This window comes from Roseateles sp. Mitsp63 (assembly GCF_059491535.1).
The window spans coordinates 4634261-4660913 of sequence record NZ_CP168509.1; the positions used below are offsets into that span (position 1 = coordinate 4634261).

The window sequence follows — 26653 nt, forward strand, 5'->3', positions numbered from 1 at the left end:
CGGCGAAGGACAATGCGGCATGACCTCCAGTCCACACATCCAGGATTCCGGACGAATTTCGCGCCTTTCCCTGCGCGGCTACAAGTCCATCGGTGAATGTGATCTCGAACTTCGGACGCTCAATGTCCTCATTGGTGCGAACGGAGCGGGGAAGTCCAATTTCATTGGCTTCTTCCGGCTCGTCAACGAGGTGATCGGGCAGCAGCTGCAGCGAAGCGTCACGCTGGCCGGCGGAGCGGATGCCGTGCTGAGGTTCGGACGCAAGGTCACCGACCTGCTCGATTGCACCATCGAGTTTTCCGAAGGCGCGCGCTACGGCTTTTCGCTCGAGGCCACGGCCGACAACCGCCTCGCCTTCAGCCGCGAAGTGGTCGGCCTCCTCGATGGCGTCGAGGCGACCAGCCAGGGTTACCTGGAATCCCAGGCGCACCTCTACGACAGCCATGGCGCCGGCAACGCGCTCGACAGCGTTCTGCGCTCCATGCGTTCATGGACGGTCTACCACTTCCACGACACCGGCGCCTCCGCGAGAGTCAAGCAGGTCCACAACATCAACAACAACGTGCGACTGCAGGACGACGCTCGCAATCTGGCCGCGTATCTCCTGATGCTGAAGATGGTTCATCCCGAGCACTACGGCCGGATCGTCAAGGTGATCCGGTTGGTCGCGCCCTACTTCGGCGACTTTCACCTGCGTCCGATCGTCGGCAACGAGGAGAAGATCCAGCTGGAATGGACGGAAGCCGGGCAATCCGAGCCGTTCACGGCAAGCGCGCTCTCGGACGGCACGCTTCGGTTCATGTGTCTCGCGACGGTGCTCCTTCAACCGGACGCGCTCATGCCGAGCACGCTGCTGATCGACGAACCGGAGCTGGGTCTCCATCCGTTCGCGGTCAAGGTGCTCGCCGGGCTCATGAAGTCGCTCTCGCTTTCGCGGCAACTGATCATCTCCACGCAATCGGTCGCGCTGGTCGATGAGTTCCAGGCGGAGGATCTGATCATCGTGGACAAGCATCAAGGCGCCTCCCGCTTCAAGAGGCTGGATGTGCACGCGCTGAAGGAATGGCTGGCCCAGTACAGCCTTGGCGACCTGTGGCAGAAGAATCTCCTTGGGGGAAGGCCCGGCATGATCCCATCCGGGCCACCTGTCCGCACTTCGACGACTGGCTCCGCCGGCTTGAAGCTTTGCCTTGAGGCCGTGAACTAGTGCTGCCTCTGGGCCCGGCCATCGTGCCGGGCTCTTCACGTCGCCTCCCATAAAATCGCCCGATGGAATACCCGGGCAATCTCTTCGTCGTCGCCGCGCCGAGCGGCGCCGGCAAATCCAGCCTCGTCAAGGCGCTGCTGGAACTGGACGCCAAGCTGAGCGTCTCCGTGTCGCACACCTCGCGCGCGCCGCGCGGCCAGGAACAGCACGGCCGCGAATACCTGTTCATCACCGAAGACGAGTTCCGCGCCATGATCGGCCGCGACGAGTTCTTCGAGTGGGCCAAGGTCCATGACAACCTCTACGGCACCTCCCGCGCCGCCATCGAGGCCCGCCTCGCGCACGGCGACGACGTGGTCCTGGAGATCGACTACCAGGGCGCCCTCCAGATCAAGCAGCTGTTCCCCCACGCGGTGCTGATCTTCATCCTGCCGCCCAGCTGGGACGAGCTCAAGCAGCGCCTGATCCGCCGCGGCGACACCGCGGACCAGGTCATCGCCAAGCGGATGAAGACCGCCCGGGAGGAAGTCGCCCAGGCCAAGCACTTCGATTTCGTGGTCATCAATGCCGTGTTCGAAACGGCGCTTTTCGACCTGAAGGCGATCGTCCAGGCGCAACGGCTAAAATACGCGACTCAGCGCCGCAACCGGTCGACCGTGTTCCGCGCGCTCGACCTGATCGAATAACCCTCTCCCGCAGGAACCAGCATGGCCCGCATCACCGTCGAAGACTGCCTGACCAAGATCCCGAACCGCTTCCAGCTGGTGCTCGCCGCGACCTACCGCGCCCGCATGCTGAGCCAAGGCCACGCGCCTAAGCTGGAGTCCAAGAACAAGCCCGGCGTGACCGCGCTGCGCGAAGTCGCCAACGGCGACGTCGGCGTCGAAATGCTGCGCCGCGTGCCGGTCTGAGCCCCGCCTCACCCGAGCCGAAACGCCCCGCCCAGCGGGGCGTTTTTCATTGGGGCGCCGGTTCCTGGCGGGCGCGCTCGCGCCAGAACGCGGTGTCGATGGGCACCTCGTTGCCGCTCTTCTCGTTGATCACCCAGAAGCGCGCCCCATCCGGCGCGATGCGGCCGACCTCGCCGACCAGCCGCCCCGCCGCGACGCGGCGCCCCTGGGCGTTGAACGGGAAATCGTCCGCCTGCGCGAGCTCCAGCAGCGGCGCCGCCTCGCGCGGATCGCCCGCCAGCCGCATCCGGTGGACGATGGGCGCGAGCACCTCGCTCGTCAGGTCGGCGGACGACAGGTGGATCACCACCTTCGCCTGCGCGCGGCTCAGCGCCACGTTGAGCAGCCGCCGCGCCTCCTCGGTCTGGAGGAAGGGCTGGGTGCCGTCGACGGGATCGAAGAACACCACCGGCGCCTCGCTCCCCTGCGCGCGGTGCACGGTGCTGACGCGGACCCGCTCGTCGACGCCCAGCGCGGCGAGCCGGTGCCGGATCAGCGCCCGCTGGGCGCGGAACGGCGTCAGCACGATCAGCTCTTCCGGCTGCCAGGCGCCGCCGGCGAGCGCCTCCGCGATAGCCGTGGCGATCGCGTCGGCGGACTCGCGCCGCACCGGGCCGCGGTCCTTCGCGGACCAGCCGCCCTCGCGCGTGACGCGATGCACCTTCACGTGGACGTCGGCCGGGATGTCGCCGAGCGCGCGGGCCCGCACCCGGCCCCAGTCCTCCGAGGCCAGCGCGTCCGCCGCGACGCGCAGCGCGCCGTCGTAGAACAGGTCGCTGACCAGCGCGCCGATCGGCGCGGCCATGCGCGACTGCTCGTCGAGCATCGCCACCGAGGCCGGCGCGCCCGCGGCGGGCGCGCCCTTGGGCATGGCCGCGAACGGCGAGCGTCCGAGCCAGATCCGCGCGAGCCGGTCCTCGCTGCGCAGCACCGGCGAGAGCTGCTGCGGGTCGCCCGCGAACAGCCGCGCGCGGCCCAGCGGCATCAGCGCCAGCGCATGGGCCAGGCTCACCTGGCTGGCCTCGTCGAACACGAGGAGGTCGAAGGGCGGCTCGCCATCGCCGCGGAGCTCGCGCAGCGTCTTGAGCGTGAACGCGGCGCGCGTGGTCGTCATCGTCGCGAGCCGGCATCCGCGCAGCACCTGCGGCGACGGCGTGCCGCTCTCGGGAATCAGATGCCCCCGCCCCGCATAGGCCGTCGCGTCGAAGCGCGAGCCCAGCCGCCGCACCGCGCCGCGCAGCGCCTCGCGCCGCCCCTTCTGAAGCGCCTTGTCGACGGCCAGCGTCGCGAGGTCGACCGCGTGGTTGGTCGTCGAGAGCAGCAGCACGCGCGCCTCGGGGCGGCGGTCGAGGTACTCGGCGAGCAGCACGCCCAGCGTCGTCGTCTTGCCGGTGCCGGGCGGGCCCCACAGGAAGGCGTTGTCGGCGGCGACCAGGCCGAGCGCCTCGCGCTGCGCCGCGCGCAGCCACCGGAACGGCGAGCCGTCCAGCACCGGCGCATCCGCCACGCGGCCCGGCCGCGCGAGCCCCGGCCAGCAGGCGGCCGCGCGCCGCGCCCAGCCGTCATCGGCCCAGGCGTCGGCGATGGCCTTGAGGAAGCGAGGCGGATAGAGCCGGATCAGATGCCCCTCGCCGGGCGGTGGCGAGCTGGCGTCCTTCAGCACGAGCTGGTCGTCGCCCGCCATCACGGCGAGCACGCTCGCGCCGCCCTTGACCGGCGCGCCCCACCAGGCGGCGGCGCCCTCGAGGCGGTCGTCGAGCAGCGTCTGCGCCGACGACTGCCCGGGCCGCTGCCCTTCGGCATAGACGTAACCGGGCTCGAGCGTCACGCGCCAGAGCGCGCCGTCGGCCACGGCCCGCAGGACCTTGAAGTCGTAGAACTCGGGCGTCGCGGCCATCTCGGCGTCGATCGCCGCGCGGAGGTCGGCGATGGGCATGGGCGCGCGACGGGACAGCGGGAAGTGCGAAGGAGGCGGGACTATAGCGGCCGATCCAGGGCCCGGCGCCGTGACGAGCGGTACCCGCGGCGGCGGCTCCCCATAATCGCCCGACCCATCGCTCTTCCCGCTCGACGATGCCCCTGCCGACCCTCCCGCCCCTCCTGCGCGCGCTCGCCGCGCCCGTGCTCGCCCTGCTGCTCGGCGCCCTTCCCGCCTTCGACGGCGCGCTCGCGCAGACAACGGCTCCGGCGGCGATCCCGGCTGCGGCGCCGGCCTCCTCGCCCAACGATCGCGGCCGCGCCGTCATGGCCGATCTGATGAAGATCGTCACGCCGGACGGCGTGCAGGAGACGATGAAGGTGGTGCTCGGCGGCCTGCCGCAGTGGATCGACGTGCGCGGCAAGGACCGCGCCAATCCGCTGCTGCTGTTCGTGCACGGCGGTCCGGCGTCGCCGATGTCGCCGACGGCCTGGCAGTTCGAGCGGCCGCTGCAGGAGTACTTCACCGTCGTGCAATGGGACCAGCGCGGCGCCGGCCGCACCTACGCGGAAGGCGATCCGGCGGTGGTCGGCCCGACGCTGACGGTCGACCGCTACGTCGCCGACATCGTCGAGCTGGCCGAGCATCTGACCCGGCGTTACGGCAAGCGCAAGGTGATCCTGGCGGCGCACAGCTGGGGCACGCTGATCGCGCTGAAGGCGGCGCAGGCGCGGCCGGACCTGTTCCATGCCTACGTCGGCATCGGCCAGGTGATCGACGGACGCGAGAACGAGCGCATCAGCTTCGCGTACGGGCTCGCGTCGGCGCGCCGCGCCGGCAACGCGGAGGCGGTGAAGGAAATGGAGGCCATCGCGCCCTACCCCGGCGACGGCGCGATCACGCGCGAGCGGATCATCGTCGCGCGCAAGTGGCCGCAGTTCTACGGCGGCCTGACGGCCTACCGCAGCGAGTCGAGCTACTACTTCCGCGGCGGGCGCCTTTCGCCGGACTACACCGACGCGCAACTGGGCGACATCGACCAGGGCAGCCTGCTGACGCTGGACCGCGTGATCAAGGACCTGGTGGAGGCGAGGCTGCAGGTCATCGACGAACTGAAGCTGCCGGTCTTCATCTTCGCGGGCCGTCACGACTACACGACGGCGAGCGAGCCGGTGCTGAAGTGGATGTCGACGCTGAAGGCGCCGGCCAAGCGCGTGGTCTTCTTCGAGCACTCGGCGCACATGGTGCCGTGGGAGGAGCCGGGCAAGTTCCTGATCACGCTGGTCGAGGCGGTGCGGCCGCTGGCGAAGGACTGAGCGATGCGCACCGGCCGGCGTGGATTCCTGATCGGCTCGGCGGCCGCGCTGTGCCTGCCGACGGGCCTGCCCGCCGGGCTCCGGGCGCAGACCCTGCAGAGCTCGCCGGCAGCCTCGCGGCTCACCGCCTTCGTCGACGTGAACGTCGTGCCGATGGACCGCGAACGCGTGCAGCGCGGCATGACGGTCCTCGTGCGCGACGGCCTGATCGAGTCCGTCGCGCCGGCCGCGATCCCGGGCTCATGGCCCGAGGGCACGCTGCGCATCGAGGGCCATGGCACGCTGTGGCTGTCGCCGGGGCTGGCCGACATGCACAACCACTGCGACAGCCGCCAGGACATGGCGGTGCTGCTCGCCCAGGGCGTGACGACGATGCTCAACCTGGGCGAGGCGCGCAACAGCTTCGTCGGCCGGCTGCGGCTCGCGATCGAGCGCGGCGAGGTGCCGGGACCGCGCGCCTTCGTCGCGCTGGCGGTGGATGGCTCGCCGGATTACGGCCACCTGGTGCTGCGCTCCGAAGACGACGTGCGCGCCGCGGTGCGGCTCGCGACGGCCAACCGCTACGACTTCCTGAAGGTCTACAACAACCTGGCGCCGGAGGTCTTCGCCGCGCTGGTGCGCGAGGGCCGGGCCGCGGGGTTGCCGGTGGTGGGCCACGGGGTCACGAAGGTCGGCCTCGCCCGGCAGATCGAGGCGGGCCAGGTGCTGATCGCGCATGCGGAGGAGTTCTTCTACACCTTCTTCCCGCCGGCGCGCGAGGACGATCCCAACGGCGCGCCGCCGGAGTCCGCGATCGCGGATGCGGTGGCGCTGCTGCGCCGCCACGGCACGGCGGTGGTGGCGGACCTGGTGACCTACCGCAAGCTGGCCGAGCAATGGGGACGGCCGGAGGCCGTGGCCGCTTACCTGAAGCAGCCGGAGGCCCGGTTCGTGGCGCCGACGCAGCGCGCGCTGTGGCCGCTGTCCGGCTACGCGCGGCGCCGGGGCGACCTGATGCGGCGCTACGCCTTCCTCGAGCGCTTCGTGCGCGCGATGCAGCGGGCGGGCGTGCCGCTGATCTCGGGCACGGACGTCTCGGACATTCCGGGGCTGGTGCCGGGCTATGCGCTGCACGAGAACCTGCACTGGCTGACGCAGGCGGGGCTGTCGCGCTTCGAGGCGCTGTCGACCGCGACGCGGCAGGCGGGCGCCTTCATCGCGGCGACGAAGCCGGGGCTCGCGCCCTTCGGCACGGTGACGCCGGGAGCGCGCGCCGACCTGCTGCTGACGGCGGCCAATCCGCTCGACGACCTGAAGACGCTGGGCGCGCCGCGCGGCGTGCTGGCCGCGGGCCGCTGGCATGACGAGGCGGCGCTGGCCGCGCTGCTGACGGACGTCGCGGACACCTACCGGCGGCCGTAGGGGCGAAGAGGCACGGCAAGACCGAGCGAAACCCGGCAAGGCCCGAGGACTGCTGGCCAGGCTTGGCAAGGATTGACCCCGTCCGGACGGCTGCGGGCAGGAGCGCGGAGAATCGCCGCCATGCTCGGCCTGCCCACCACCGCCACCGCCCCGTTCTGTCCGTCGGAAGTCCACGGCTCCATCGCGCTCCAGCAGGGAGCGCCGCTGTGGAAGCGGCTGCTGCGCGTCGCGGGGCCGGGCCTGCTGGTGTCGGTGGGCTACATGGATCCTGGCAACTGGGCCACCGACATCGAGGCCGGCTCGCGCTTCGGCCATGCGCTGCTGTGGGTGGTGCTGGCGTCCAGCCTGGCGGCGATGCTGCTGCAGACCTTGTCGCTGCGGCTGGGGCTGGTGACGGGGCTGGACCTGGCGCAGGCCTGCCGCGAGCGCTACCGGCCGGCGGTGCGGCTGCCGCTGTGGGTGATGGCGGAGCTGGCGATCGTCGCCTGCGACGTGGCGGAGGTGCTGGGCACGGCGCTGGCGCTGCATCTGCTGTTCGGGATGTCGCTGCTGGCGGGGGTGGGCATCGCGGCGCTGGACACGGTGATCGTGCTCGGGCTGAAGGGGCGCGGCTTCCGGCAGGTGGAGGCGATCATCCTCGGGCTGGTGATGACGATCGGCGTCTGCTACGCGGTGCAGCTGGCGCTGGTGGGGCCGGACTGGGCCGCGGTGGCGCGGGGGTTCGTTCCGGACGGCACGGCGGTGCGGGACCCGAAGGCGCTGCTGCTGGCGATCGGCATCCTGGGCGCGACGGTGATGCCGCACAACCTCTACCTGCACTCGTCGATCGTGCAGACGCGGCGCGTGGCGGACACGGCGGCGGGGAAACGGGATGCGATCCGGCTCTCGACGATAGACACGCTGGTCTCACTGACGCTGGCGCTGATGGTCAACGCGGCGATCCTGATCCTGGCGGCGACGGCCTTCCATGCGAATGGACATCGCGACGTGACGGAGATCCAGGACGCCTATCACCTGCTGGATCCGCTGGTGGGGAGCTCGATCGCGTCGGTGCTGTTCGGGGTGGCGCTGCTGGCGGCGGGGCAGAGTTCGACCTTCACCGGGACCATCGCGGGCCAGGTGCTGATGGAGGGTTTCCTGCGGCTGAAGATCCCGTGCTGGCAGCGGCGGCTGGCGACGCGCTTCCTGGCGCTGGTGCCGGCCTTCATCGGGCTGCTGTGGCTGGGCGAGGCGGCGGTGGGGCAACTGCTGGTGGCGAGCCAGGTCGTGCTGAGCCTGCAGCTGCCCTTCGCGATGTGGCCGCTGATCCGGCTGACGGGCGACCGGGCGGTGATGGGCGGCTTCGCGAGCGGGCCGGTGGTGCGGGCGCTGAGCTGGGGGCTCTTCGCGCTGGTGACCGGGGCGAACGTGGCGCTGTTGTGGTCGCTGGTGAGTTGAAGGCGCGCTGTTGGATCGGCGCATCGTGTGTCGCGCGGGACTAGTGAGCGCCGCTCTATGCTGGTCCGATGAAGTTCAACGTCATCATCGAGCGAGACCCGGGAAGCGATGTGCTCATCGCGAGCATCCCGGGGATCAGTGGCGCCCATACGCAGGGCGCGTCCGTCGACGAAGTGCTGGAGCGCCTCAACGACGTGCTTCAGTTGCTGGTGGAGGAAGGCGAGGTCGATGAGGCACCCGCCCTTCTATACGTCCCCACGACCACGCCGCTCGGCGTGGTGGTCGAGCTGACGAGCTCGAAGGTGTTCGGCATGGCGCGCTCCGGGAAGCAGCGCTTGCCCTGACCGAGCAGCAGCGGATACACCGCGAGCATCACCTCGTCCACGAGGCCCTGCTCGAACAGCGCCGACGCCAGCATCGCGCTGCCGCAGACGATGAGGTCGGGCCCGTCGCTGGCCTTGAGGCGGCGGATGCCGGCCATCACGTCGGCGCCCAGCGCCCCGACCGGTCCCCAGTCGAGGCCCTCGGGCCGATGCGTCGCGACGTACTTGGTCGCCGCGTTCAGGCCTGTCGCGAACGGACCGGCCTTCATCGCGGGCCAGTAGCCGGACCACAGGTCGTAGGTGCGGCGTCCCAGCAGCAGGTCGTAGCCGGTGCCATAGGCCGCCGCGACGGCGGCGGCGCCCTCCGGCGTGCGGTAGGGGGCGGTCCAGTCGCCATGCGCGTAAGCGCTGTCGACGCCGGGGCCGCCGGGTTCGACGAAGCCGTCCAGCGAGATGTGTTCAGCGATCCTGATCTTCCTCATGGGAGCCTCCGCGGGTTGAAGTGCTGTGGCCGGGGCGCGATCGCACCGGCCTCCTCTCCCACGACGAGCGGCGGCGCCGATTCTCGACAGCGCGGTGCCGCGCGCCCTACCCGGCCTTGCGCGGCTCGGCCGCGTAGGCCCGCAGGAAGGCCTGCACCGCGCGCTCGGCGGAACGCGCGATCTGCGCGCGGGTCGCCGGCGGCAGATCGCGATGGAACCACCGGTACTGGTGCTCGGAGCTCACCAGCGCGCCGAAGTGCTGCGTCAGCACCCAGGGATCCTCGCGGCGCAGCTCGCCGTGCTCGATCGCCTGCTTGAACACCGCCATCAGCACCGACATGCCGCGCTCCGGCCCCGCCTGGTGGAACAGCCGGCCGATGTCCGAGTGGCCCGCCGCCCCCAGCACCATGCGGTGCGCCGCGATCGCCTCCTCGCTCGTCAGGAAGCCCGCCAGCTTCTGCGCGAAGCGCGTCAGCACCGGCTCCAGCGTGCCGCCGCGGTACTCCGCGATCTCGGTCAGCGCGGACGCCATGTGCCGGTCGCCCACCGCTTCGGTGACCGCCAGGAACAGCTCCTCCTTCGAGGCGAAGTACCCGTAGATCGTCGACTTCGACCCGCCGATGCGCTTGACGATCTCCGCCATCGACGCCCGCTCGTAGCCGAACTCCAGGAACACCTGCGAGGCCACCTCCAGGATCGCCTCCCGCCGCGCTTGCGTGCGCACTTTCACGACAACTCCTTAACCGTACCAATCGGTCCATTTTTCCTTGACACCCGTGAATTGTCAAACCAATAATCCGCCCGCCAATACCGAACCGTTCGGTACGTTTTCAAAAGACATCCCCCTGCTCGACCTGGAGTTCCGCCATGAGCATCCGCCCTGATCCCTTCCTGCCGACGGCGCTGCTGGCCAGCGCCGCGGCGCTGACCCTCACCGCTTGCGGCGAGCCCCCTCACCCGCCCGCCATGGGCGCCGGCGGCACGCCGCAGGTGAGCGTCGTCACGGTGGCGGCGCAGCGCCTGGCGCTGACGACCGAGCTGCCGGGCCGCGTGACCGCGGCGCTGGTGGCCGAGGTGCGGCCGCAGGTCGGCGGCCTGGTGCAGGAGCGCCGCTTCAAGGAAGGCAGCCAGGTCAAGGCCGGCGAGCTGCTGTACCAGATCGATCCGGCCACCTACCGCGCCAGCGTCGACAACGCGCAGGCGACGCTGGACAAGGCGCAAGCCACGCTGGTGTCGGCCCGGCTCAAGGCGGGCCGCTACAAGGAGCTCTCGGCCATCAAGGCGGTGAGCCAGCAGGACGCTGACGACGCCGCCGCCAGCCTGCTGCAGGCCGAGGCCGAGGTCGGCGCCGCGCGCGCCGCGCTGCAGACGCAGCGCATCAACCTGGCCTACACCCGCATCACGGCGCCGATCAGCGGGCGCATCGGCCGCTCGTCGGTGACGCCGGGCGCGCTGGTCACTGCCAGCCAGGCCAGCGCGATGGCCACGGTGCAGCAGCTCGATCCGATCTACGTGGACGTCACGCAGTCGGCCGGCGCGCTGCTGGCGCTCAAGCGCTCGCTGGAGGACGGCCGGCTCAGGAGCGGCACCGCCGCCGTGCGCCTGGTGCTGGAGGACGGCAGCGTCTATCCGCAGGCCGGGCGGCTGCAGTTCTCCGAGGTGTCGGTGGATCCGAACACCAGCGCGGTGACGCTGCGCGCGGAGTTCCCCAACCCGCGCGGCGACCTGCTGCCCGGCATGTACGCCAAGGCGGTGATCGAGGAAGGCGTGCTGGAGCAGGCGGTGCTGGTGCCGCAGCCGGCCGTCTCGCGCGACAGCACCGGCAAGCCCATCGCCTTCGTCGTCGATGGCGACGGCAAGCTGGCGCAGCGCGCGCTGACGACGCAGCGCGCCATCGGCGACCAGTGGCTGGTGGGCAGCGGGCTCAAGGCCGGCGACCGCGTGGTCGTCGAAGGCCAGCAGAAGGCGCGGCCGGGACAGCCGGTGGAGGTCATCCAGGCCGCGGCCGCGGTCAGGACCGCCGCGGCCAGCGCCGCCGGCGGCGCGCACTGAGCATCGGACGGAGACCCCTCATGGCTCGCTTCTTCATCGACCGTCCGATCTTCGCCTGGGTCCTGGCCATCGTCACGATGCTGGCCGGCACCGTCGCGGTGCTGACCCTGCCGATCGCGCAGTACCCCACCATCGCCCCGCCCGCCATCGCCATCACGGCCAGCTATCCCGGTGCCTCCTCCAAGACCCTGGAGGACACCGTCACGCAGGTCATCGAGCAGAAGATGAAGGGGCTGGACCGGCTCTCCTACATCGCCTCGACCAGCGAATCGACCGGCAGCGTGACCATCACGCTGACCTTCGAGACCGGCACCGATCCCGACACCGCGCAGGTGCAGGTGCAGAACAAGCTGTCGCTGGCCACGCCGCTGCTGCCGCAGGAGGTGCAGCAGCAAGGCGTGCAGGTCGCCAAGTCCGCCAGCAACTATCTGAACGTGCTGGCCTTCATCTCCGAGGATGGCAAGCTCAGCGGCTCGGACCTGTCCGACTACGTCGCGGCCAACGTGCAGGACCCGATCAGCCGGGTCGATGGCGTGGGCGACACGCTGCTGTTTGGCTCGCAATACGCGATGCGCATCTGGCTGGATCCGGGCAAGCTCAACAGCTTCAAGCTGACGCCGCTGGACGTGAAGGCCGCGGTGCAGGCGCAGAACGCGCAGGTGTCGGCCGGCCAGCTCGGCGGCCTGCCGGCGGTGCCGGGCCAGCAGCTCAACGCGACCATCACCGCGCAGACGCGGCTGAAGACGGCCGAGGAGTTCGAGGCCATCCTGCTGCGCACGCAGGGCGACGGCTCGGCCGTGCGGCTGCGCGACGTGGCGCGGGTGGAGCTGGGCAGCGAGGGCTACACCAGCGTGGCGCGCTTCAACGGCAAGCCGGCGGCGGGCCTGGCGATCAAGCTGGCCACGGGCGCGAACGCGCTGGCGACGGTCAAGGGCATCGACGCGAAGCTGGAGGAGCTGACCCGGTTCTTCCCGCCCGGGGTGAAGGTCATCAAGCCTTACGACACGACGCCCTTCGTGCGCATCTCCATCGAGGAGGTCATCAAGACCCTGGTGGAGGCCGTGGTGCTGGTGTTCCTGGTGATGTACCTGTTCCTGCAGAACTTCCGCGCCACGCTGATCCCGACGATCGCGGTGCCGGTGGTGCTGATGGGCACCTTCGGGGTGCTGGCGGCGTTCGGCTACTCGCTCAACACGCTGACGATGCTGGCGATGGTGCTGGCGATCGGGCTGCTGGTGGACGACGCGATCGTCGTGGTGGAGAACGTCGAGCGGGTGATGAGCGAGGAAGGCCTCTCGCCGCTGGAGGCCACGCGCAAGTCCATGGGGCAGATCACCGGCGCGCTGGTGGGCGTGGCGCTGGTGCTGGCGGCGGTGTTCGTGCCGATGGCCTTCTTCGGCGGCTCGACCGGGGTGATCTACCGGCAGTTCACGGTGACGATCGTGTCGGCGATGACGCTGTCGGTGCTGGTGGCGATGATCCTGACGCCGGCGCTGTGCGCGACGCTGCTCAAGCCGGTGGCCAAGGGCCACGCGCTGGCCACGACCGGCTTCTTCGGCGCGTTCAACCGCGCCTTCGACCGCGGCAACCGTGGCTACCAGGGCATCGTGCGGCACATGCTGGGCCGCGGCTGGCGCTACATGGCCGGCTACGCGGTGCTGGTGGCGGTGGTGGCGCTGGTGTTCAGCAAGATCCCGGCGGGCTTCCTGCCGGACGAGGACCAGGGCACGCTGTTCACGCTGGTGCAGCTGCCGCCGGGGGCCACGCAGGCGCGCACGCTGGAGGTGCTGGAGCAGGTCGACCACCATTTCCTGGTCGAGCAGAAGGACGCGGTCGACTCCATCTTCTCGGTGGCGGGTTTCAGCTTCGCCGGCAGCGGCCAGAACGCGGGCTTCGCCTTCGTCAAGCTCAAGCCCTGGGGGGAGCGGGTCCGGCCGGAGCTCAAGGCCGCGGCGGTGGCCAACCGCGCGATGGCGGTGCTGTCGAGGATCCGCAATGCCTCCGTCTTCGCGATCGTGCCGCCGGCGGTGTCCGAGCTGGGCAACGCGAGCGGTTTCGACCTGATGCTGCAGGACCGGGCCAACCTGGGGCATGCGGCGCTGATGCAGGCGCGCAACCAGCTGCTGGGCGCGCTGATGAAGGAGCCGGGCCTGGTGGCGGTGCGGCCCAACGGCATGGAGGACGCGCCGGAGTTCCGGCTCGACATCGACGAGCACAAGGTCGGCGCGCTGGGGCTGACGATGAGCGACGTCAACACGACCTTCTCGACGGCGTGGGGCAGCAACTACGTCAATGACTTCATCGACCGGGGCCGGGTGAAGAAGGTGTTCCTGCAGGCGGATGCGCCGTTCCGGATGCTGCCGGGGGACATCGACCACTGGTTCGTGCGCAATGCCGCCGGGACGATGGTGCCGTTCAGCGCGTTCGCGACGGCGGGCTGGACCTCGGGCTCGCCGCGGCTGGAGCGCTACAACGGCGTGCCCTCGGTGGAGATCCTGGGCATGGCGCTGCCTGGCGCGATGTCCAGCGGCCAGGCGCTGGACCTGGTGGAGCGCCACGCGGCGGCGCTGCCCGCGGGCATCGGCTACGAGTGGACGGGGGTGTCGCGCCAGGAGCGCGAGGCCGGCGGCCAGGCGGGCCTGCTGTACGCGGTGTCCATCCTGGTGGTGTTCCTGTGCCTGGCGGCCTTGTATGAGAGCTGGTCGATCCCGTTCTCGGTGATCCTGGTCGTGCCGCTGGGCGTGCTGGGCACGCTGCTCGGGGCGGTGCTGACGTGGAAGATGAACGACGTCTACTTCCAGGTGGGCCTGCTGACGACGGTGGGGCTGGCGTCGAAGAACGCGATCCTGATCGTCGAGTTCGCCAAGGAGCTGCACGCGAAGGGCCTGTCGACGCTGGACGCGGCGATCGCCGCGGCGCGGCTGCGGCTGCGGCCGATCTTGATGACCTCGCTGGCCTTCATCCTGGGCGTGCTGCCGCTGATGGTCAGCAAGGGCGCGGGCGCCGGCGCGCAGAACGCGCTGGGCACGGCCGTCGTGGGCGGCATGGTGTCCGGCACGGTGCTGGCGGTCTTCTTCGTGCCGCTCTTCTACGTCGTGGTGCAGGGACTGTTCGGGCGCGGGAAGGCGCCGGCGGTCCCGCGCGCCGACTCCGACACCACTCCCCTGTTGAACGAGGGTCACTGACATGTCCCGGCTGAATTCCCTGATCCCCAAGCGCGCGCTGCCGGCCCTGCCGGCCCTGCTGGCGCTGAGCGCCGCGCTGCTGCTCGGCGGCTGCGTCAACCTCGCGCCCGGTTACGAGCGGCCCGCCGCGCCGGTGCCCCAGCGCTATCCGGAGGCGGTCGCGAAGGCCGCCGAGGAAACGCCCGCGGAGGGCGCCGCGGCGAGCGGCGTCGGCTGGCGGAGCTTCTTCGCCGATGCGCGGCTGCGTGGGCTGATCGAGCTCGCGCTCGACAACAACCGCGACCTGCGGGTGGCGGTGCTCAACATCGCGCAGGCCCGCGCGCAGTACCGCATCCAGGATGCGGCCACGCTGCCGGCGCTCAGCGCCAATGGCAGCAGCACGGCCACGCGCACGCCGGCGGGCCTGTCCGGTACTGGCGAGGCGGTGACCAGCCACCAATACAGCGCGACGCTGGGCATCAGCGCGTACGAGCTGGACCTGTTCGGCCGGGTGCGCAACCTGAGCGCGCAGGCGCTGGAGCAGTACCTGTCGACCGAGGAGGCGCGGCGCGGCACGCAGATCTCGCTGGTGGCCGAGGTGGCGACGGCCTACCTGACCTGGGCGGCGGATCTGGAGCGGCTTGCGCTGGCGCGGGAGACGCTGCGCAGCCAGTCCGACACCTACGCGCTGACGAAGCGGCGGTTCGATCTGGGCAGCGCGTCGGCGCTGACGCTGCGGCAGGTGCAGACGAGCGTGGACAGCGCGCGCGTGGACGTGGCGCGCTACGCCGGCCAGGTCGCGCAGGACCGCAACGCGCTGGCGCTGCTGCTGGGCGCGCCGGTGCCGCCGGAGCTGGCGCCGCAGGCGCTGGGGGACGCGCTCAACGCCCTGCCGGAGTTGCCGGCGGGGTTGCCGTCGGCGCTGATGCTGCGGCGGCCGGATCTGCTGCAGTCGGAGCATCAGCTCAAGGCGGCGACGGCCAACATCGGCGCGGCGCGGGCGGCCTTCTATCCGCGCATCAGCCTGACGGCGTCGGCGGGCAGCGGCAGCGGGGAGCTGTCGGGCCTGTTCAAGGGCGGGTCGGGGAGCTGGAGCTTCCTGCCGCAGATCAGCCTGCCGATCTTCGACGGCGGCGCCAACCGGGCCGGGCTGGACAACGCGGTGGCGGGGCGCGACATCGCGCTGGCGCAGTACGAGAAGGCGATCCAGTCCGCGTTCCGGGAAGTGGCGGACGCGCTGGCGCAGCGCGAGGCGCTGAGCGGCCAGCTGGAGGCGCAGCAGTCGCTGGTGGAGGCCAGCGGCGAGGCGCTGAGGCTGTCGGATGCGCGTTTCGCGCGCGGGGTGGACAGCTACCTGGACGTGCTGGATGCGCAGCGCACCTGGTACGGCGCGCAGCAGACGCTGATCGGGACGCGGCTGTCGCGGCTGACGAACGGCGTCACGCTGTACAAGGCGCTGGGCGGCGGCTGGAACGGGTGATGCGCGAGGCCGCGCCGCCCAAGCCGCGACGCCGGCCCTCACGCCGGGCGGCGCTGGTGGCGCGGCCGGGCGTGCCGCCGATGGCGCGATGAGCGCCTTCAGGGCGGGCTAGTCGGCGCTGGCGAGGGCGTAGGGCCCGCCGCGCTCGAGGGCGCGCTGGTAGGCGGGGCGGGCGTGGATGCGCTGGAGGAAGTCGGTGATGCGGGGCTGGCGGGCGACGGCGCCGGCGCGCTGGACGGCGGCCTCGAGGGGGAAGCTCATCTGGACGTCGGCGGCGGAGAACTCCTGCCCGGCGAACCACGGGCTCTTGGCGAGTTCGGCCTCGAGGTAGTTCATGTGGTTGTCGATCTGCGGCTGGACGAAGCTGGCCTTGGCCTTGGCGGCGAGGGCCTTGGCGATGGGTTTGGCGAAGAACGGCATCGGGGCGCGCTCGAGGCGGTCGAAGACCAGCTTGAGCAGGAGCGGCGGCATCGCGGAGCCCTCTGCGTAATGCATCCAGTAGCGGTAGCGCAGCGCGTCGGGGGTGCCGTCGGCGGGCTTGAAGCGGCCGTGGCCGTGGCGGTCGACGAGGTACTCGAGGATCGCGCCGGATTCGGCGATCACCAGGCCGTCGTCGCTGATGACCGGGGATTTGCCGAGCGGATGCACGGCGCGCAGCTCGGGCGGGGCGAGCATGGTCTTGGGGTCGCGCTGGTAATGCTTGATCTCGTAGGGGAGCCCGAGCTCCTCAAGCAGCCACAGGACCCGCTGCGAGCGGGAGTTGTTGAGGTGGTGGACGGTGAGCATCGGGGGAGTCTATGCGGGGTGAGAGATGGCACTGCGGGGGCGCTTGAAGAGAATCGCGCCATGAATACACCGACCCGCCCCTTCGAGCCGCCGTATTACGCGGTGATCTTCTGCAGCCAGCGCACCGAGGCGACGCCCGGGGACGGGTATGGCGAGATGGCCGAGCGCATGGCGGCGCTGGCGGCGGGGCAGCCGGGGTACCTCGGGGTGGAGAGCGCGAGGGGTGGGGATGGGTTGGGGATCACGGTGTCGTACTGGCGGAGTCTGGAAGACATCCGCGCGTGGCGCGCGGTCAGCGAGCACCAAGCGGCGCGCGATCAAGGGAGGCGGGATTGGTATCGCCATTACGAGCTGCGCATCGCGAAGGTGGAGCGGCATTACTCGTGGGATGAGGCGGATGGGGCGGGGGATCCGGTGCTCGCTACCGCAAGTTCTGAGGATACCGGCTCATCTTCGCGAACCGAAAAGACGAGACAGCAATCCGGGGCGAGCCGTTAAGGCCTCCCCCGTGACTCGGACACCTGCGTGGGCAGGAAGCAAATCCCTCGGATATTGCTCATGTCCGAAACATCTACCGTCGTCTATACCAAAGGCCTTAACTGCGGCGACCGCTTCGACGCACCACCGGCCAAAATAGGTTCCACCTTCCAGCGGCATCAGTTCTGGATCGCCATAGGTGTACCAGAAGGGTTCGATGGTCGGCTCCCGTCTAATCTTAGGGGCGGGTCGCTTCAGCTCTGCATACCAATAGACGACAAATTCTTCCAGCAGTTCCGGCTGCTTCTCTATTGGCGCATCTATCGCCGAGAGAAGTCGGCGATACGGCTTCTCATGCAAAAGCTCGCAACCAATTATCCGGTCCTCTTGACGACTGGCAATTACCTTATCAAGCAGCGTGTCCTCGCCCTCGCCACCAATAAGAGCCAAGAGGCGATTCCACTGTTTTCCCGGAACCTCAAAAACCAGGGCCAAGCCAATTAACCAGAAACACCAAACATAGTGATTGAGATTCTTCAAAGAAAAATCCCAGTCCCGACAGCTCACCACCCCACGCTCGGCGCAAACTTCCACACTCAGTTCATTGGACAACTCCCAAGCATCAAGTAATGCTTGGAAGTTCGCGGCCATAGCAGCAACAGCATCGCCACGAGAATATAGCGTAAGAATATACTTACCAATATCAAGCGACAGATCAAACGCATACTGTGGCATGCAGCTTGGATTTGCGCTTGAAGCACCCAGTACTGCTTGACGCTTGGCAATCCTATCCCTGCTGAATTTCTCCCACTTATTCCAATAATCAGCGTCACCCATTGGGGCACGAGTCATAGATGCGCTCCAGAATGTGGAGTAGCGATGAAATTCAGTCGACTAATCGACCACCGTCCGCGTGTGCGTCGTTGCCAATGCCAGGGAATCCGTTCGGCGACTGAAGTCGGTTGGACACTCTCTCAGTCAAACCATCTTGATGACTTCTCATAGGACTCACCCTTACCGGGCCACGGCCTCTCACTCTGTGAGGATCAACTTTTCCCTATACCTTCTTTGAAGCTTGAAGGCCAAGATGAGTACTCCGGAGCAGTCCAAAGATCGGGAGAATCAGGAAAGAATTCAAAACCCTTGTCAACTCGAAGAACGTACTGTTCAAGCGACAAAGATGAATACGGCTCCTTGAACAGACTCTCCCAAACTTGCTTTTGAAATGCCGCAAGGTTTCTTGAATACTCCTTCAAGTCGCCAGTAACCCTTCCTCGGTCATCTATTCCAGGCAGCCAAGAACTGCTGAATGGAATACCTTGGGATATGCACAACCTTGAGGCCTCGCACCTCAACTTGCGGCCTCCGGCGCTCCAATTCGCCGCATGCGGTATCAACCATTTCTCAATGGCTGTTTGCGCCTGAATAGGATCCAGAAGATCTAGAGCAAAAAGCTCCCCGTCATAGCCATAATGCTCGGCCTCCGCTTCATAGAAAGGAACCATGATTAATTCGGCATGGTGAAGAGAAATGTATTTCACGACTTAATTCCCTCTGGAGTCCATGCCATCAACTTAACGGATAACTGGGTGGACGCGCCCTGCGTGGTCACTAGTGGGACACCGAAGCGATCTGAGTCGTCGTCTTGTTCAGTCGGCGCTGCACCTAACCCTGTTTAGGTGACCAACCCGCGCAGCTCCCATCAAAAGGTTCCCATATATCGAACGTCTGCATGAAGGGCCAAGGCTCTTCATATTCCTGAAGCGATTCAACAGGAAGCCATTCTCGAGGCACCCATGGAGAAGCGACTTGGACCTCATAGCCATGACGCCAAGCGATCTTTGCATAAATCGTAGCGTGTGTAGCGATGAGGTTTCTCGTCAGTCCAAAAGCCGGCCCGAAGTTCCGGATCCTCACTATCTCAGGGCTAGCAAGCTGATTAAGGGCGGCCTCCATGCCAGCCATACTTCCCTCAGCCAAAGCCAGATAAAAGCGATGATCAACGAGAAAGTCCCGTCCATCAACCGTCTCGGGTAACGAAAGAATGTGCTCGCATCGTCGATGAAGGTCTTCCCACTTCCCTTGAAGCGCAAGCAAAGCTTGATAACTATGAAACGTGACCAGGGCGGGGTCATCCTTGTTTAGCGCTTCGTTGCCGCGCTCCTCATCCTGAATATAGAACGGCAACCGGTGCCGGCTATACCAGTCGATCAATCCTTCGTGATCCGATAGGAGGGCATAGAGGTGCTCATAAGCAGGAAACCAGCGCCAAGGTTTAATTTGGAAAATTATTCGCTGCGTTTTCGCGGCGAGATAGGCCCACTGCTTATTAGCTCGCAGATCATGATTCTTGAACCAACTCATCAAGGACCGAGCTTCGAGGTTGCTCTGAAGGACCTCCAAGCAGCCTAATCGATCTCCCCTCCCTGAATTCAAATACTCAATCGCTTGTTGATTCCACCTATTTCCGACATGCTCAATAGCCTGCTCGATGGAGTCAACGTAGGTAGACGCCTTCACTTTCGATTCCCCGCAGCCTCTTCAAGGGCGCACGATCGTTGGCAAGAGTGACATGCCGTTGACGCTAAGCGCGTGGGCAAACTCTTCTGCTCTATCCATATGCTCAGCCACGAAATTTCGGCAGCAGTCTTCAAATAGCACCATGAAATCTGATTTCGTATATATCCCCAGATAAGGATCAAGACTCCAGAAATTAGGATCGACCCAAGCATAATAGGCCTCATCATCCACCTGCATCGGCGCAACAATGGCATCCGCGCGATGGAGCCATTGGCCAAGTTCCGTGTACTGCTGGGAATCGAAGGGCACCCCTCTGTTTATCAATCTGGTCATGTGATCAACGACATCGCCTGAGCGAAAATATCCTTCACCACCACCTATGACCAGCGTTGCCGACGCGGCAAACGCCCCATGCTCTGCAAACGAAAACTTGGGGGGACAGAAGGTAAGGCGCCATCATTCCATTACTTTCCTAGATGCGAATAGACGCCGGTAACCTTTCCGGAGCTATCCGTAGTGCGTCTGCACCGGCAGACCAGCGCCCGACCGAACTTGGCATTGCTGCTGTCAGCTACGTCTGCTCCAGGGAGAACTGTTCAATCGCTGCAGGCTTCCGAAAAAGTCCATCTCTAAATTGTTCGCGCAACCCACTTCGTCGACGAGAGAACTCAGCAAAGTCTTCCTCGACTGTCTATATATTTTCTATTCGCGGTACGCCAATCGCAGTTGGGAACCGCATTAGCGGTGCAGGGGTTGGTCTTGACTTTAATACAGACATGACCTCATTCGCAAGGTAGGACTTTATCTTTGCTTTGGAGACCAGTTCGTCCAACCGCCTTCAAATGGCTGCCAAATATCAAAGCTCTGCAAGAAGAACCACGGATCTTCATATTTTTGCAGCGGCTCCACGGGAAGCCATTCGCGAGGCACCCAGGGCGAGTCAACCTCGACCTCAAATCCGTGACGCCATGCAATCTTGGCATATATGGTGGCATGGGTGGCGATCAGATTCTCTGTGAAACCAAAGGCTACCCCGCGGTTCCGATCCTTGGCCACCTCCGGGCTCGTCAGATAATTGAGAGCGGCCTCCATGCCCTTCTTATCCCCGTTCGCCAAGGCCAAGTAGAAGCGATGATCCACAAGGTAGTCCTTGCCCTCGGGGGTTTCAGGAAGGGAGAGAATAAGCTCGCAACGACGCCGCAGCTCGTCCCAACTGCCCCGGAGGGCGAGTAGAGTTTGATAACTGTGAAACGTCACCAATGCGGGGTCATCCTTGTTCAATGACTCATTGCCGCGCTCTTCATCTTGAATGAAGAAAGGAACGCGATGGCCTGCATACCAATTCACAATACTTTCGTTATCAGAAAGCAGCGCATACAGATGCTTGAATGTGGGAAACCAGCGCCATGGCTCGATCTGAAAGATCATTCGCTGGACCTTTGCAGCTACGTACGCCCATTGCTTGTGTTCTTTTAAATCCTTGCGCTTAAACCACGCCGTCAAACACTGGGCTTCTGCATGCATTAGCACGTTGGCCAAGCACCCCTCTCTTGATCCGAGGCCTGAATTCAATAACTCAATGGCTCTATCTGCACGACGCTCGCCGACATGCTCGATGCCCGCTTCAATGTTTCGTTTATGGCTCCACGTGGCCATGCCATTCTCTCTCCACGGTTTCGGGAGTTGAACCGATGCCTCATGGTCTGCTCTGGCAACCACTGTATAAGCCGGCTTTAGCCCTTCTTGGGCGACCAATCTGTCCAAGGAGGCGCGAACGGCTCCCAAATGTCGAAATTCGCCATGAAGGTCCATCGCTGGTCATATTCCTTCAGTGGGCTGACTGGTAGCCAGTTGGAGGGCACCCACGGTGAACGAATTTTCAGTTCGTGTCCCCAGCGGAATGCAATCTTTGAGTAAATAACGGCATGCGTCGCGATGAGATTTTGGGTCAACCCGAAGGCGTGCTCGAAGTTCCTTTTCGATGCAAGGGGGCCCGCAAGCTCTTCGAGAGTATCTTCCATGCCTTCGACATCTCGACGCGCCAGCGCCAAATAAAAGCGATAGTCCACAAGGAACTTTGATCCACCAGCCTTTGCATCATTAATGGCCTCTAACGAGCGCGCCTCAAGTTCGCTCCATTTACCTCGAAGGGCCAACAACGCCTGAAATCCGTGAAATGCATCTTCTCTCGGATTATCGCGATCATCGATCTCATCCTTCAAATAGTAGGACACGCGATTCTTTGAGAACCAATCGATGATATCCGGCTGGTCCGAGAGCAGTGGATATAGATGAATGTACGCGGGCCACCAAGCGCCAGGCTCCCCCTGAGCCACCATTCGGGTTGCCTTCGCCGCGAGAAACGCCCACGATTTCATTCCTTCCAAGTTCTTGGATTGAAACCAAGCGAGCAACGCCTGTGCGGCACATGATGACGCAACCCCCCGCAAACATGCCTCGCGATCTCCTTCGCCACTTTGCAGGAGAGCCAGCGCATTCTCAGAAACATCCCGCCCTTGGAGGTGGAAGATACTTTCCCCAATCATCTCATTGAATTCCATAGCCTCTATTCGCTGCTAGATTGCTCGGATTCGATGGACAGATATGAAAATCTCCTATACGGCTTCCCCGATGAGGAATTGCCATTTCAGCTTCACGACACATTCAACCCCAATATTATTCGACGCAGTTCGCGGGAGTAATTCTGTTGTTTCGGCGTCCCGGACTTGTGCAAAGCATGAAAGTTCCGCGCAAGCGTTCCGGACGACTCACCCCAGAACATTATTGTAGTCATACATGAAGGTATCGTACTCGCCCGTACTCCAAATGTGACCGTCTAATTTATCCACCATAATACGCCCCCCGACCAAGTCCCCCGTTGGATCAATTATGGCAAAGCACCAGTACATTGGTGTATGAAGGTCGCGAAAGCCGTCGCCTGAAGACAAATCCAGTCCAGAGCGCTTCGCTTCCTCCATTGCAATGCCGTGGGCGACAGCCATGGATAACTTTGGGTCTCGATAGACTATGGGAACATTGAACGCACGAATGCCGGCCGCCTTTAGTCTGGACACGATCAACACGCCTTTTATACGGGGCAATGCAGCCCCAATATATCCCGAGTAGACTTTCCCATCCACATAGGAGAAGGACTTATCAAACAATCCAACAAATCGCAGCTCTGGGATGGAGTGCGATCCGTCAACATATATATCACAAAGACGTTCCATATACACCTCAATGCTCGATGACAACACCTTTTCCAGTCATACTGGACTTCAAGGACTCAACCGAAACTGAGTACTTAGCGCCCACGTCGACGGGCCAAGGATCACGAATATATGCGCGACCATCCTTAATGAAGTCAACGACGATCGCGTGCACACCGCCGAGTTCCGTTTTCACATTTACGATGACGGCTGCTCCGCTCATTGTTGAGCTTTCGATCGTCGCGATTGAAAGCCCTTCGGGCACATATGTGGCCTTGCCGGTGAAACCAAGATCTTTCAGGCCCTCAGGCACTTTTGACAAGAGTGTCCCGCTCTTGTCAGTTTCAAGCATTCCTCTGACATAAGCCTCAGGAATGTCGCCCATTCTCGCCGCCATACGGCAACTGGCCGCTACGCAAGACGCGTCGTTCGCTTGGCCTAAGACCTCCTGCGCGGATGTGTACGGCTGGACATCTGCCTTAGGGAAGATGCCATCACCGCTCCCAGCCTTCGCAGAGGGAGGGAGCGGCGCCCCGGTCCCAACGTTCGCGTCTGAGGTCTTGGCGCCAGAGGTCACCACTCCAGCGCCTGCCTCCGGCGTCTTGTTCGCTGCGGCAGCCTCCGCTGCGGCCTCTGCTTCCGCCTTCGCTCCAGCTCGAACTTCGATTCCTTCCAGGACCTTGTTCGTGAGCTTGCTACCCGCGCCCAGGACGACCTCGGCGGCCTTGGACCCCACGATGCCTCCAACGATCCACGTAGCTTCTTCGCCCGCCGACTTGACCTGCTCCGGATCGTAGGAACTGACCTTTCCAACCTGATTCATGAAGACGCTGATGGGCGCCAGATCGACGACGAACTTCGTCACGCCGGTCGCCGTGATGTCCAGCGGCTTGTCGCTGACGTACCACTGCATCGTCTTCGATTCGTAGGTGCTCGGAAGCCCCACGCTCAGCGCCGAGGACGCGCCCTGCGGCCCAGCGGCGGCGGCCCCTGTCATCGCGCTGTTCAGGCCGTTCAACGCATTGGCCGCATTGCTGAGGTTGCCAACCGTCAGATCCTTGCCATAGGCGAGCGCTTCTTTGCCGAGCGCCACGCCGGCATCCCACGCTTTGCCTGGCGCGCTCTTGATGCCGTCGACGTAGTACTTGGCCTGTTGTGCCGCCAGAGTTGTCTGCTGCTCCTTGTTGGCCTCGTAGAGCTGATAGCTGCCGTCGGCCTGAGGCACCTGCACATACGCAAGGTCGCTGCCAAAGATGAAGGTATAGGTACAGGGGCCCGCCGGCGCATTGCAGCCCGGCACAGGGAACGAGGTTGGAGTCCGCGCTCCGTTGGGCATCGGCACTTTGCCGGGCTCAGTTCCGAGCCACGTTCCATTGGCTTGCTCGATACCTCCGGACGGTGTCTGCCCAACGAGCTTGTAGCTGCCGATGGTCTTGTTCAGCAGTTCGGTGTTGCCGGTGTGGTCGTAGTACGCCGCTGTGCCGCGCGCATCCATGCTGACGCCGGATTCCCGAGCCAAGCTCGCGAGGATCTGCTCAGCCTGCGGGTCATTGCTGTCCTTGCCGGCGATGGTCGCGTAGGCGCTGTCGTTCTGATAAAGCAGTTGCTGAGTCAGACGCTTTTCCCAAGCCGCCTCGTCCATGCCTTGGGTGCCGGCGCGCTTTTTGGCTTCTTCTTTGACAAGGGCGGTCTGATCCGGATGCAGTTGCCGGTTGTTGTAATCCTGGTTCAAACCTGCCGCTGCGCCGTTGACCCCTCCCCCAGCCGCAGCGCCGATTCCCGTAGCCACTGCACCAGCGGCGAGCTTGGACAACGCGGTCGCCCAATCGTTGCTGCCGTTCTCTCCTCCAAGCCCGGCTTGCTTCAACGTGTCCTTGATCGACTCCTGGAACTTGTCGAGTTGACCCGCCGCGGCCGCGCTGCCCGCAGCGCCCAGGGCGCCGCTGAGATCGCCAGTCACCGCGCCGACCACGGCATGCAGAGCCACTCGCGACGCGCCCCCTTCCTTCCACTGGTCGTAGACCTCCTGGTTCTGGGCCATGGTCGTGGCCGCTTCCGTCTTCGTCCGCTCTGCCTGCTCCCTCATTGCGGGTGAGGACTTCGGATCGTCGAGCACGGTCTGAGCACCGTTGCTCTTCAGCTTGGCCTCTTCATACGCCTTCGTCTTGGAGGCCGCGTAGTTGGCGACCTCCTTCGACGCCTGCGCCCCGAAGTCCGCCACGATCTGCGCATTCACCTTCGCCTGCTGCGCCAGCTTCTGCCCATCCCAGCCCTGCGCCAGCTTCCCCGCCGTCGCATCGTTCGTCGCGCCGCGGTCCAGCTTCTCCAGCGCCGCCTGGCTCGCCGCATCACCACTCGTGATCGTCGTGCTGCCCGCGCTGATCGTGCTCCTGGTCGTGCTGCGCTCGTCCCCGCTGTCCTTGTACGCACCGGCCATGCCGCCGCTCGTGCCCGCGCTCACCGTCACGGCGCTCGCGCTGTACTGGCTGCGGTTGTCGATGTCGCTGCTGGTCAGCGTGCCGGTGCTGAAGCTGTTCTTGCCCGCGTCGATCGCCCCCTGGCTGCTCGTGATGGCGCCGCCCTTGAGGTCGGTGTTGCCCTTCACGTTCACCTGGAAGCCACCATCGCCTGCGCGAATGCCCGCCTGCTCCCCCACCGCCGCGTAGTCCGCGTTGACCTTGGACTGGCTGAAGTTGGCATTGCCGCCCGCTCCATACCCGACGGTCACGCTGCCGCCCATGCTCTGGCTCTTGGAGTCGAACTTGGCCGTGTCCTGCAGGCTCTCGATCTTGAGGTTGCCGCCGATGTCGGCCACCACCTTGGGCGCCGTCACCACCGCGCCGCCGAGCGTCGTGTCCCCACCCGACTGCAGCGTCACCGAGCTGCCGCCCGTGACTTGCGTCGTCGAGTAGTTCGTGTCCTTGCCGTCCGCGTTGCCCTTGGACACGCTGGCGCTGGCCGTGAAGCCCAGCCGGTTCTCCTTGCCCAACGAGATGCCCACCCCGATGGACGCGCTGCTGCTCGAGTCCTTGCTGTGCTGCTCGCTGGAGTTCTGCGCGGCCAGCAGGTTGATCTTGTTGTCCGCCTTGATGAGCACGTCCTGACCCGCCAGCGAGCTGCCCTGCACCGTGACGTTGGAGTCCTGGCCTCCACCGGTGGCGACGAGGCTCAGCTTGCCGTCGGCGAGGACCGAGCTGCCCGCAGCCTGGTTGGACTCGTTGTGCTGCGTGCTCTTGCTCTGCTGGCTGCCCACCGAGATGCTGATGCGGATGCTCTGCTCCTGCTCCGCCTTGGCCATGTCGTTGAACTTCTTGATCTCCTCAATCGCCTGCTTGGCCTTGGAGATCGCCGTGGCCGCGGCCAGCGCCTTCATGCGGTCGTCCTGCGTCTGCGTGACGTGCTCGGCGGCCTTGATGGCGCCGAGCGCAGCATCCACCCCCGGCGCGCTCAGCGACACCGAGAGCCCGCTCTGCTTGAACTTCGTCTCCGTGTCCTGCGCCGACTGGTTGCGCGCTTCGAGGATGTCGATGGACTTGGCCTGGATGGACACGTCGCCCTTGGGCGCTTGAACTTCCGAGCCCATCTGGCGGTACTTGCCGCCGGCCAGGATGTCCACGTCGCCGTTCACGCTGGCCACGGTGGAGCCTTGGTTGGTCTCTTCCGTGGTCTTTGTCGCCTGCGACACCGCCTGCTTGCCGATGGTGATGCCAATGCCACCGCCACCGAAGAGCCCCGACTTCACCGTCTTCTTGAACTGCTCCGAGTTCACCGTGTTGGTGACGCCGTCGATGGTGATGTCGCGATCCGCGATGAGCTTGGTGCCGTTGTCCGAGACGGCTTGCGCCGCGGCCAGCGTGATGTCGTAGCGCAACCGGCTGGACGCTTGATGCCGAATCCAACTGACGGATCGAGTCCGCCTGCGTCACCCGCC

General features: G+C 65.6%; 22 protein-coding genes. 10 read left to right on the forward strand and 12 right to left on the reverse strand.

Annotation, left to right across the window (positions count from 1 at the left end; translation table 11 throughout):
• Nucleotides 1-19: 19 nt before the first annotated feature.
• The 3 genes from ACEN96_RS20140 (at nt 20) to rpoZ (ending at nt 2118) form a co-directional block, all read left to right on the forward strand.
• Complete coding sequence (locus ACEN96_RS20140) at nt 20-1207, forward strand: AAA family ATPase (RefSeq protein ID WP_495584845.1); 1188 nt, start codon at nt 20-22, stop codon at nt 1205-1207.
• A 62-nt stretch (nt 1208-1269) separates the two neighbouring features.
• A complete protein-coding gene (gmk, locus tag ACEN96_RS20145; protein WP_495584846.1) occupies nt 1270-1893 on the forward strand; it encodes a guanylate kinase in 624 nt (207 codons plus the stop codon).
• Nucleotides 1894-1914: 21 nt separating this feature from the next.
• Entirely contained in the window at nt 1915-2118 is a 204-nt protein-coding gene (gene rpoZ / locus ACEN96_RS20150) for a DNA-directed RNA polymerase subunit omega (protein ID WP_058936171.1), read from the forward strand.
• Nucleotides 2119-2164: 46 nt separating this feature from the next.
• On the opposite strand, the gene ACEN96_RS20155 is transcribed toward rpoZ, so the two are convergent.
• Nucleotides 2165-4093, reverse strand: coding sequence for a DEAD/DEAH box helicase (locus ACEN96_RS20155; protein ID WP_495584847.1), 1929 nt, complete (start codon nt 4091-4093; stop codon nt 2165-2167).
• 137 nt (nt 4094-4230) lie between these two features.
• Between ACEN96_RS20155 and ACEN96_RS20160 the strand changes: the two genes are divergently transcribed.
• From ACEN96_RS20160 to ACEN96_RS20170, 3 genes are all read left to right on the forward strand, one after another.
• Nucleotides 4231-5391, forward strand: a complete 1161-nt coding sequence (locus ACEN96_RS20160) for an alpha/beta hydrolase (protein WP_495584848.1) — start codon at nt 4231-4233, stop codon at nt 5389-5391.
• Between the two features lie 3 nt (nt 5392-5394).
• Nucleotides 5395-6792, forward strand: coding sequence for an amidohydrolase family protein (locus ACEN96_RS20165; RefSeq protein ID WP_495584849.1), 1398 nt, complete (start codon nt 5395-5397; stop codon nt 6790-6792).
• Nucleotides 6793-6912: 120 nt separating this feature from the next.
• Nucleotides 6913-8229 (forward strand): Nramp family divalent metal transporter, encoded by a 1317-nt coding sequence (locus ACEN96_RS20170; protein WP_495584850.1) that lies wholly within the window; start codon nt 6913-6915, stop codon nt 8227-8229.
• A 199-nt stretch (nt 8230-8428) separates the two neighbouring features.
• Here ACEN96_RS20170 and ACEN96_RS20175 read toward each other — a convergent pair whose 3' ends face one another.
• Both ACEN96_RS20175 and ACEN96_RS20180 read right to left on the reverse strand, forming a co-directional pair.
• Nucleotides 8429-9034: a dihydrofolate reductase family protein gene (locus ACEN96_RS20175; RefSeq protein WP_495584851.1), complete on the reverse strand. Its 606-nt coding sequence runs from the start codon at nt 9032-9034 to the stop codon at nt 8429-8431.
• A gap of 106 nt (nt 9035-9140) precedes the next feature.
• Entirely contained in the window at nt 9141-9764 is a 624-nt protein-coding gene (locus ACEN96_RS20180; protein ID WP_495584852.1) for a TetR/AcrR family transcriptional regulator, read from the reverse strand.
• Between the two features lie 137 nt (nt 9765-9901).
• Between ACEN96_RS20180 and ACEN96_RS20185 the strand changes: the two genes are divergently transcribed.
• From ACEN96_RS20185 to adeC, 3 genes are read left to right on the forward strand one after another with little or no spacing between them, the layout of a single operon-like run.
• On the forward strand, nt 9902-11086 hold the full coding sequence (locus ACEN96_RS20185) for an efflux RND transporter periplasmic adaptor subunit (protein ID WP_495584853.1): 1185 nt from the start codon (nt 9902-9904) through the stop codon (nt 11084-11086).
• Between the two features lie 20 nt (nt 11087-11106).
• The gene (locus tag ACEN96_RS20190) at nt 11107-14271 is read left to right on the forward strand and encodes an efflux RND transporter permease subunit (RefSeq protein ID WP_495584854.1); all 3165 of its coding nucleotides are present in this window, start codon (nt 11107-11109) and stop codon (nt 14269-14271) included.
• A 1-nt stretch (nt 14272) separates the two neighbouring features.
• The gene (adeC, locus tag ACEN96_RS20195) at nt 14273-15730 is read left to right on the forward strand and encodes an AdeC/AdeK/OprM family multidrug efflux complex outer membrane factor (protein WP_495584855.1); all 1458 of its coding nucleotides are present in this window, start codon (nt 14273-14275) and stop codon (nt 15728-15730) included.
• Between the two features lie 108 nt (nt 15731-15838).
• Here the strand turns inward: adeC and ACEN96_RS20200 are convergent, their stop codons facing one another.
• Nucleotides 15839-16516, reverse strand: coding sequence for a glutathione S-transferase family protein (locus ACEN96_RS20200; RefSeq protein WP_495584856.1), 678 nt, complete (start codon nt 16514-16516; stop codon nt 15839-15841).
• A gap of 60 nt (nt 16517-16576) precedes the next feature.
• Here ACEN96_RS20200 and ACEN96_RS20205 point away from each other — a divergent pair, with 60 nt between their 5' ends.
• Nucleotides 16577-17014: an antibiotic biosynthesis monooxygenase family protein gene (locus tag ACEN96_RS20205; protein WP_495584857.1), complete on the forward strand. Its 438-nt coding sequence runs from the start codon at nt 16577-16579 to the stop codon at nt 17012-17014.
• Here the strand turns inward: ACEN96_RS20205 and ACEN96_RS20210 are convergent.
• The 8 genes from ACEN96_RS20210 to ACEN96_RS20245 all read right to left on the reverse strand — a co-directional run bounded on the left by ACEN96_RS20210 (nt 16964) and on the right by ACEN96_RS20245 (nt 26593).
• On the reverse strand, nt 16964-17845 hold the full coding sequence (locus ACEN96_RS20210; protein WP_495584858.1) for a PoNe immunity protein domain-containing protein: 882 nt from the start codon (nt 17843-17845) through the stop codon (nt 16964-16966). The two genes, ACEN96_RS20205 and ACEN96_RS20210, sit on opposite strands and share 51 nt — an antisense overlap.
• Nucleotides 17846-18039: 194 nt before the next feature.
• Nucleotides 18040-18534, reverse strand: coding sequence for a hypothetical protein (locus ACEN96_RS20215; protein ID WP_495584859.1), 495 nt, complete (start codon nt 18532-18534; stop codon nt 18040-18042).
• 124 nt (nt 18535-18658) lie between these two features.
• Nucleotides 18659-19357 (reverse strand): hypothetical protein, encoded by a 699-nt coding sequence (locus ACEN96_RS20220; RefSeq protein ID WP_495584860.1) that lies wholly within the window; start codon nt 19355-19357, stop codon nt 18659-18661.
• 177 nt (nt 19358-19534) lie between these two features.
• Complete coding sequence (locus ACEN96_RS20225; RefSeq protein WP_495584861.1) at nt 19535-19846, reverse strand: hypothetical protein; 312 nt, start codon at nt 19844-19846, stop codon at nt 19535-19537.
• A 468-nt stretch (nt 19847-20314) separates the two neighbouring features.
• The gene (locus ACEN96_RS20230; protein ID WP_495584862.1) at nt 20315-21169 is read right to left on the reverse strand and encodes an Imm49 family immunity protein; all 855 of its coding nucleotides are present in this window, start codon (nt 21167-21169) and stop codon (nt 20315-20317) included.
• Nucleotides 21170-21246: 77 nt separating this feature from the next.
• Nucleotides 21247-22074: a hypothetical protein gene (locus ACEN96_RS20235; RefSeq protein ID WP_495584863.1), complete on the reverse strand. Its 828-nt coding sequence runs from the start codon at nt 22072-22074 to the stop codon at nt 21247-21249.
• A gap of 207 nt (nt 22075-22281) precedes the next feature.
• On the reverse strand, nt 22282-22677 hold the full coding sequence (locus ACEN96_RS20240; protein ID WP_495584864.1) for a hypothetical protein: 396 nt from the start codon (nt 22675-22677) through the stop codon (nt 22282-22284).
• A gap of 73 nt (nt 22678-22750) precedes the next feature.
• Nucleotides 22751-26593 (reverse strand): hemagglutinin repeat-containing protein, encoded by a 3843-nt coding sequence (locus ACEN96_RS20245; RefSeq protein WP_495584865.1) that lies wholly within the window; start codon nt 26591-26593, stop codon nt 22751-22753.
• Nucleotides 26594-26653 lie beyond the last annotated feature (60 nt).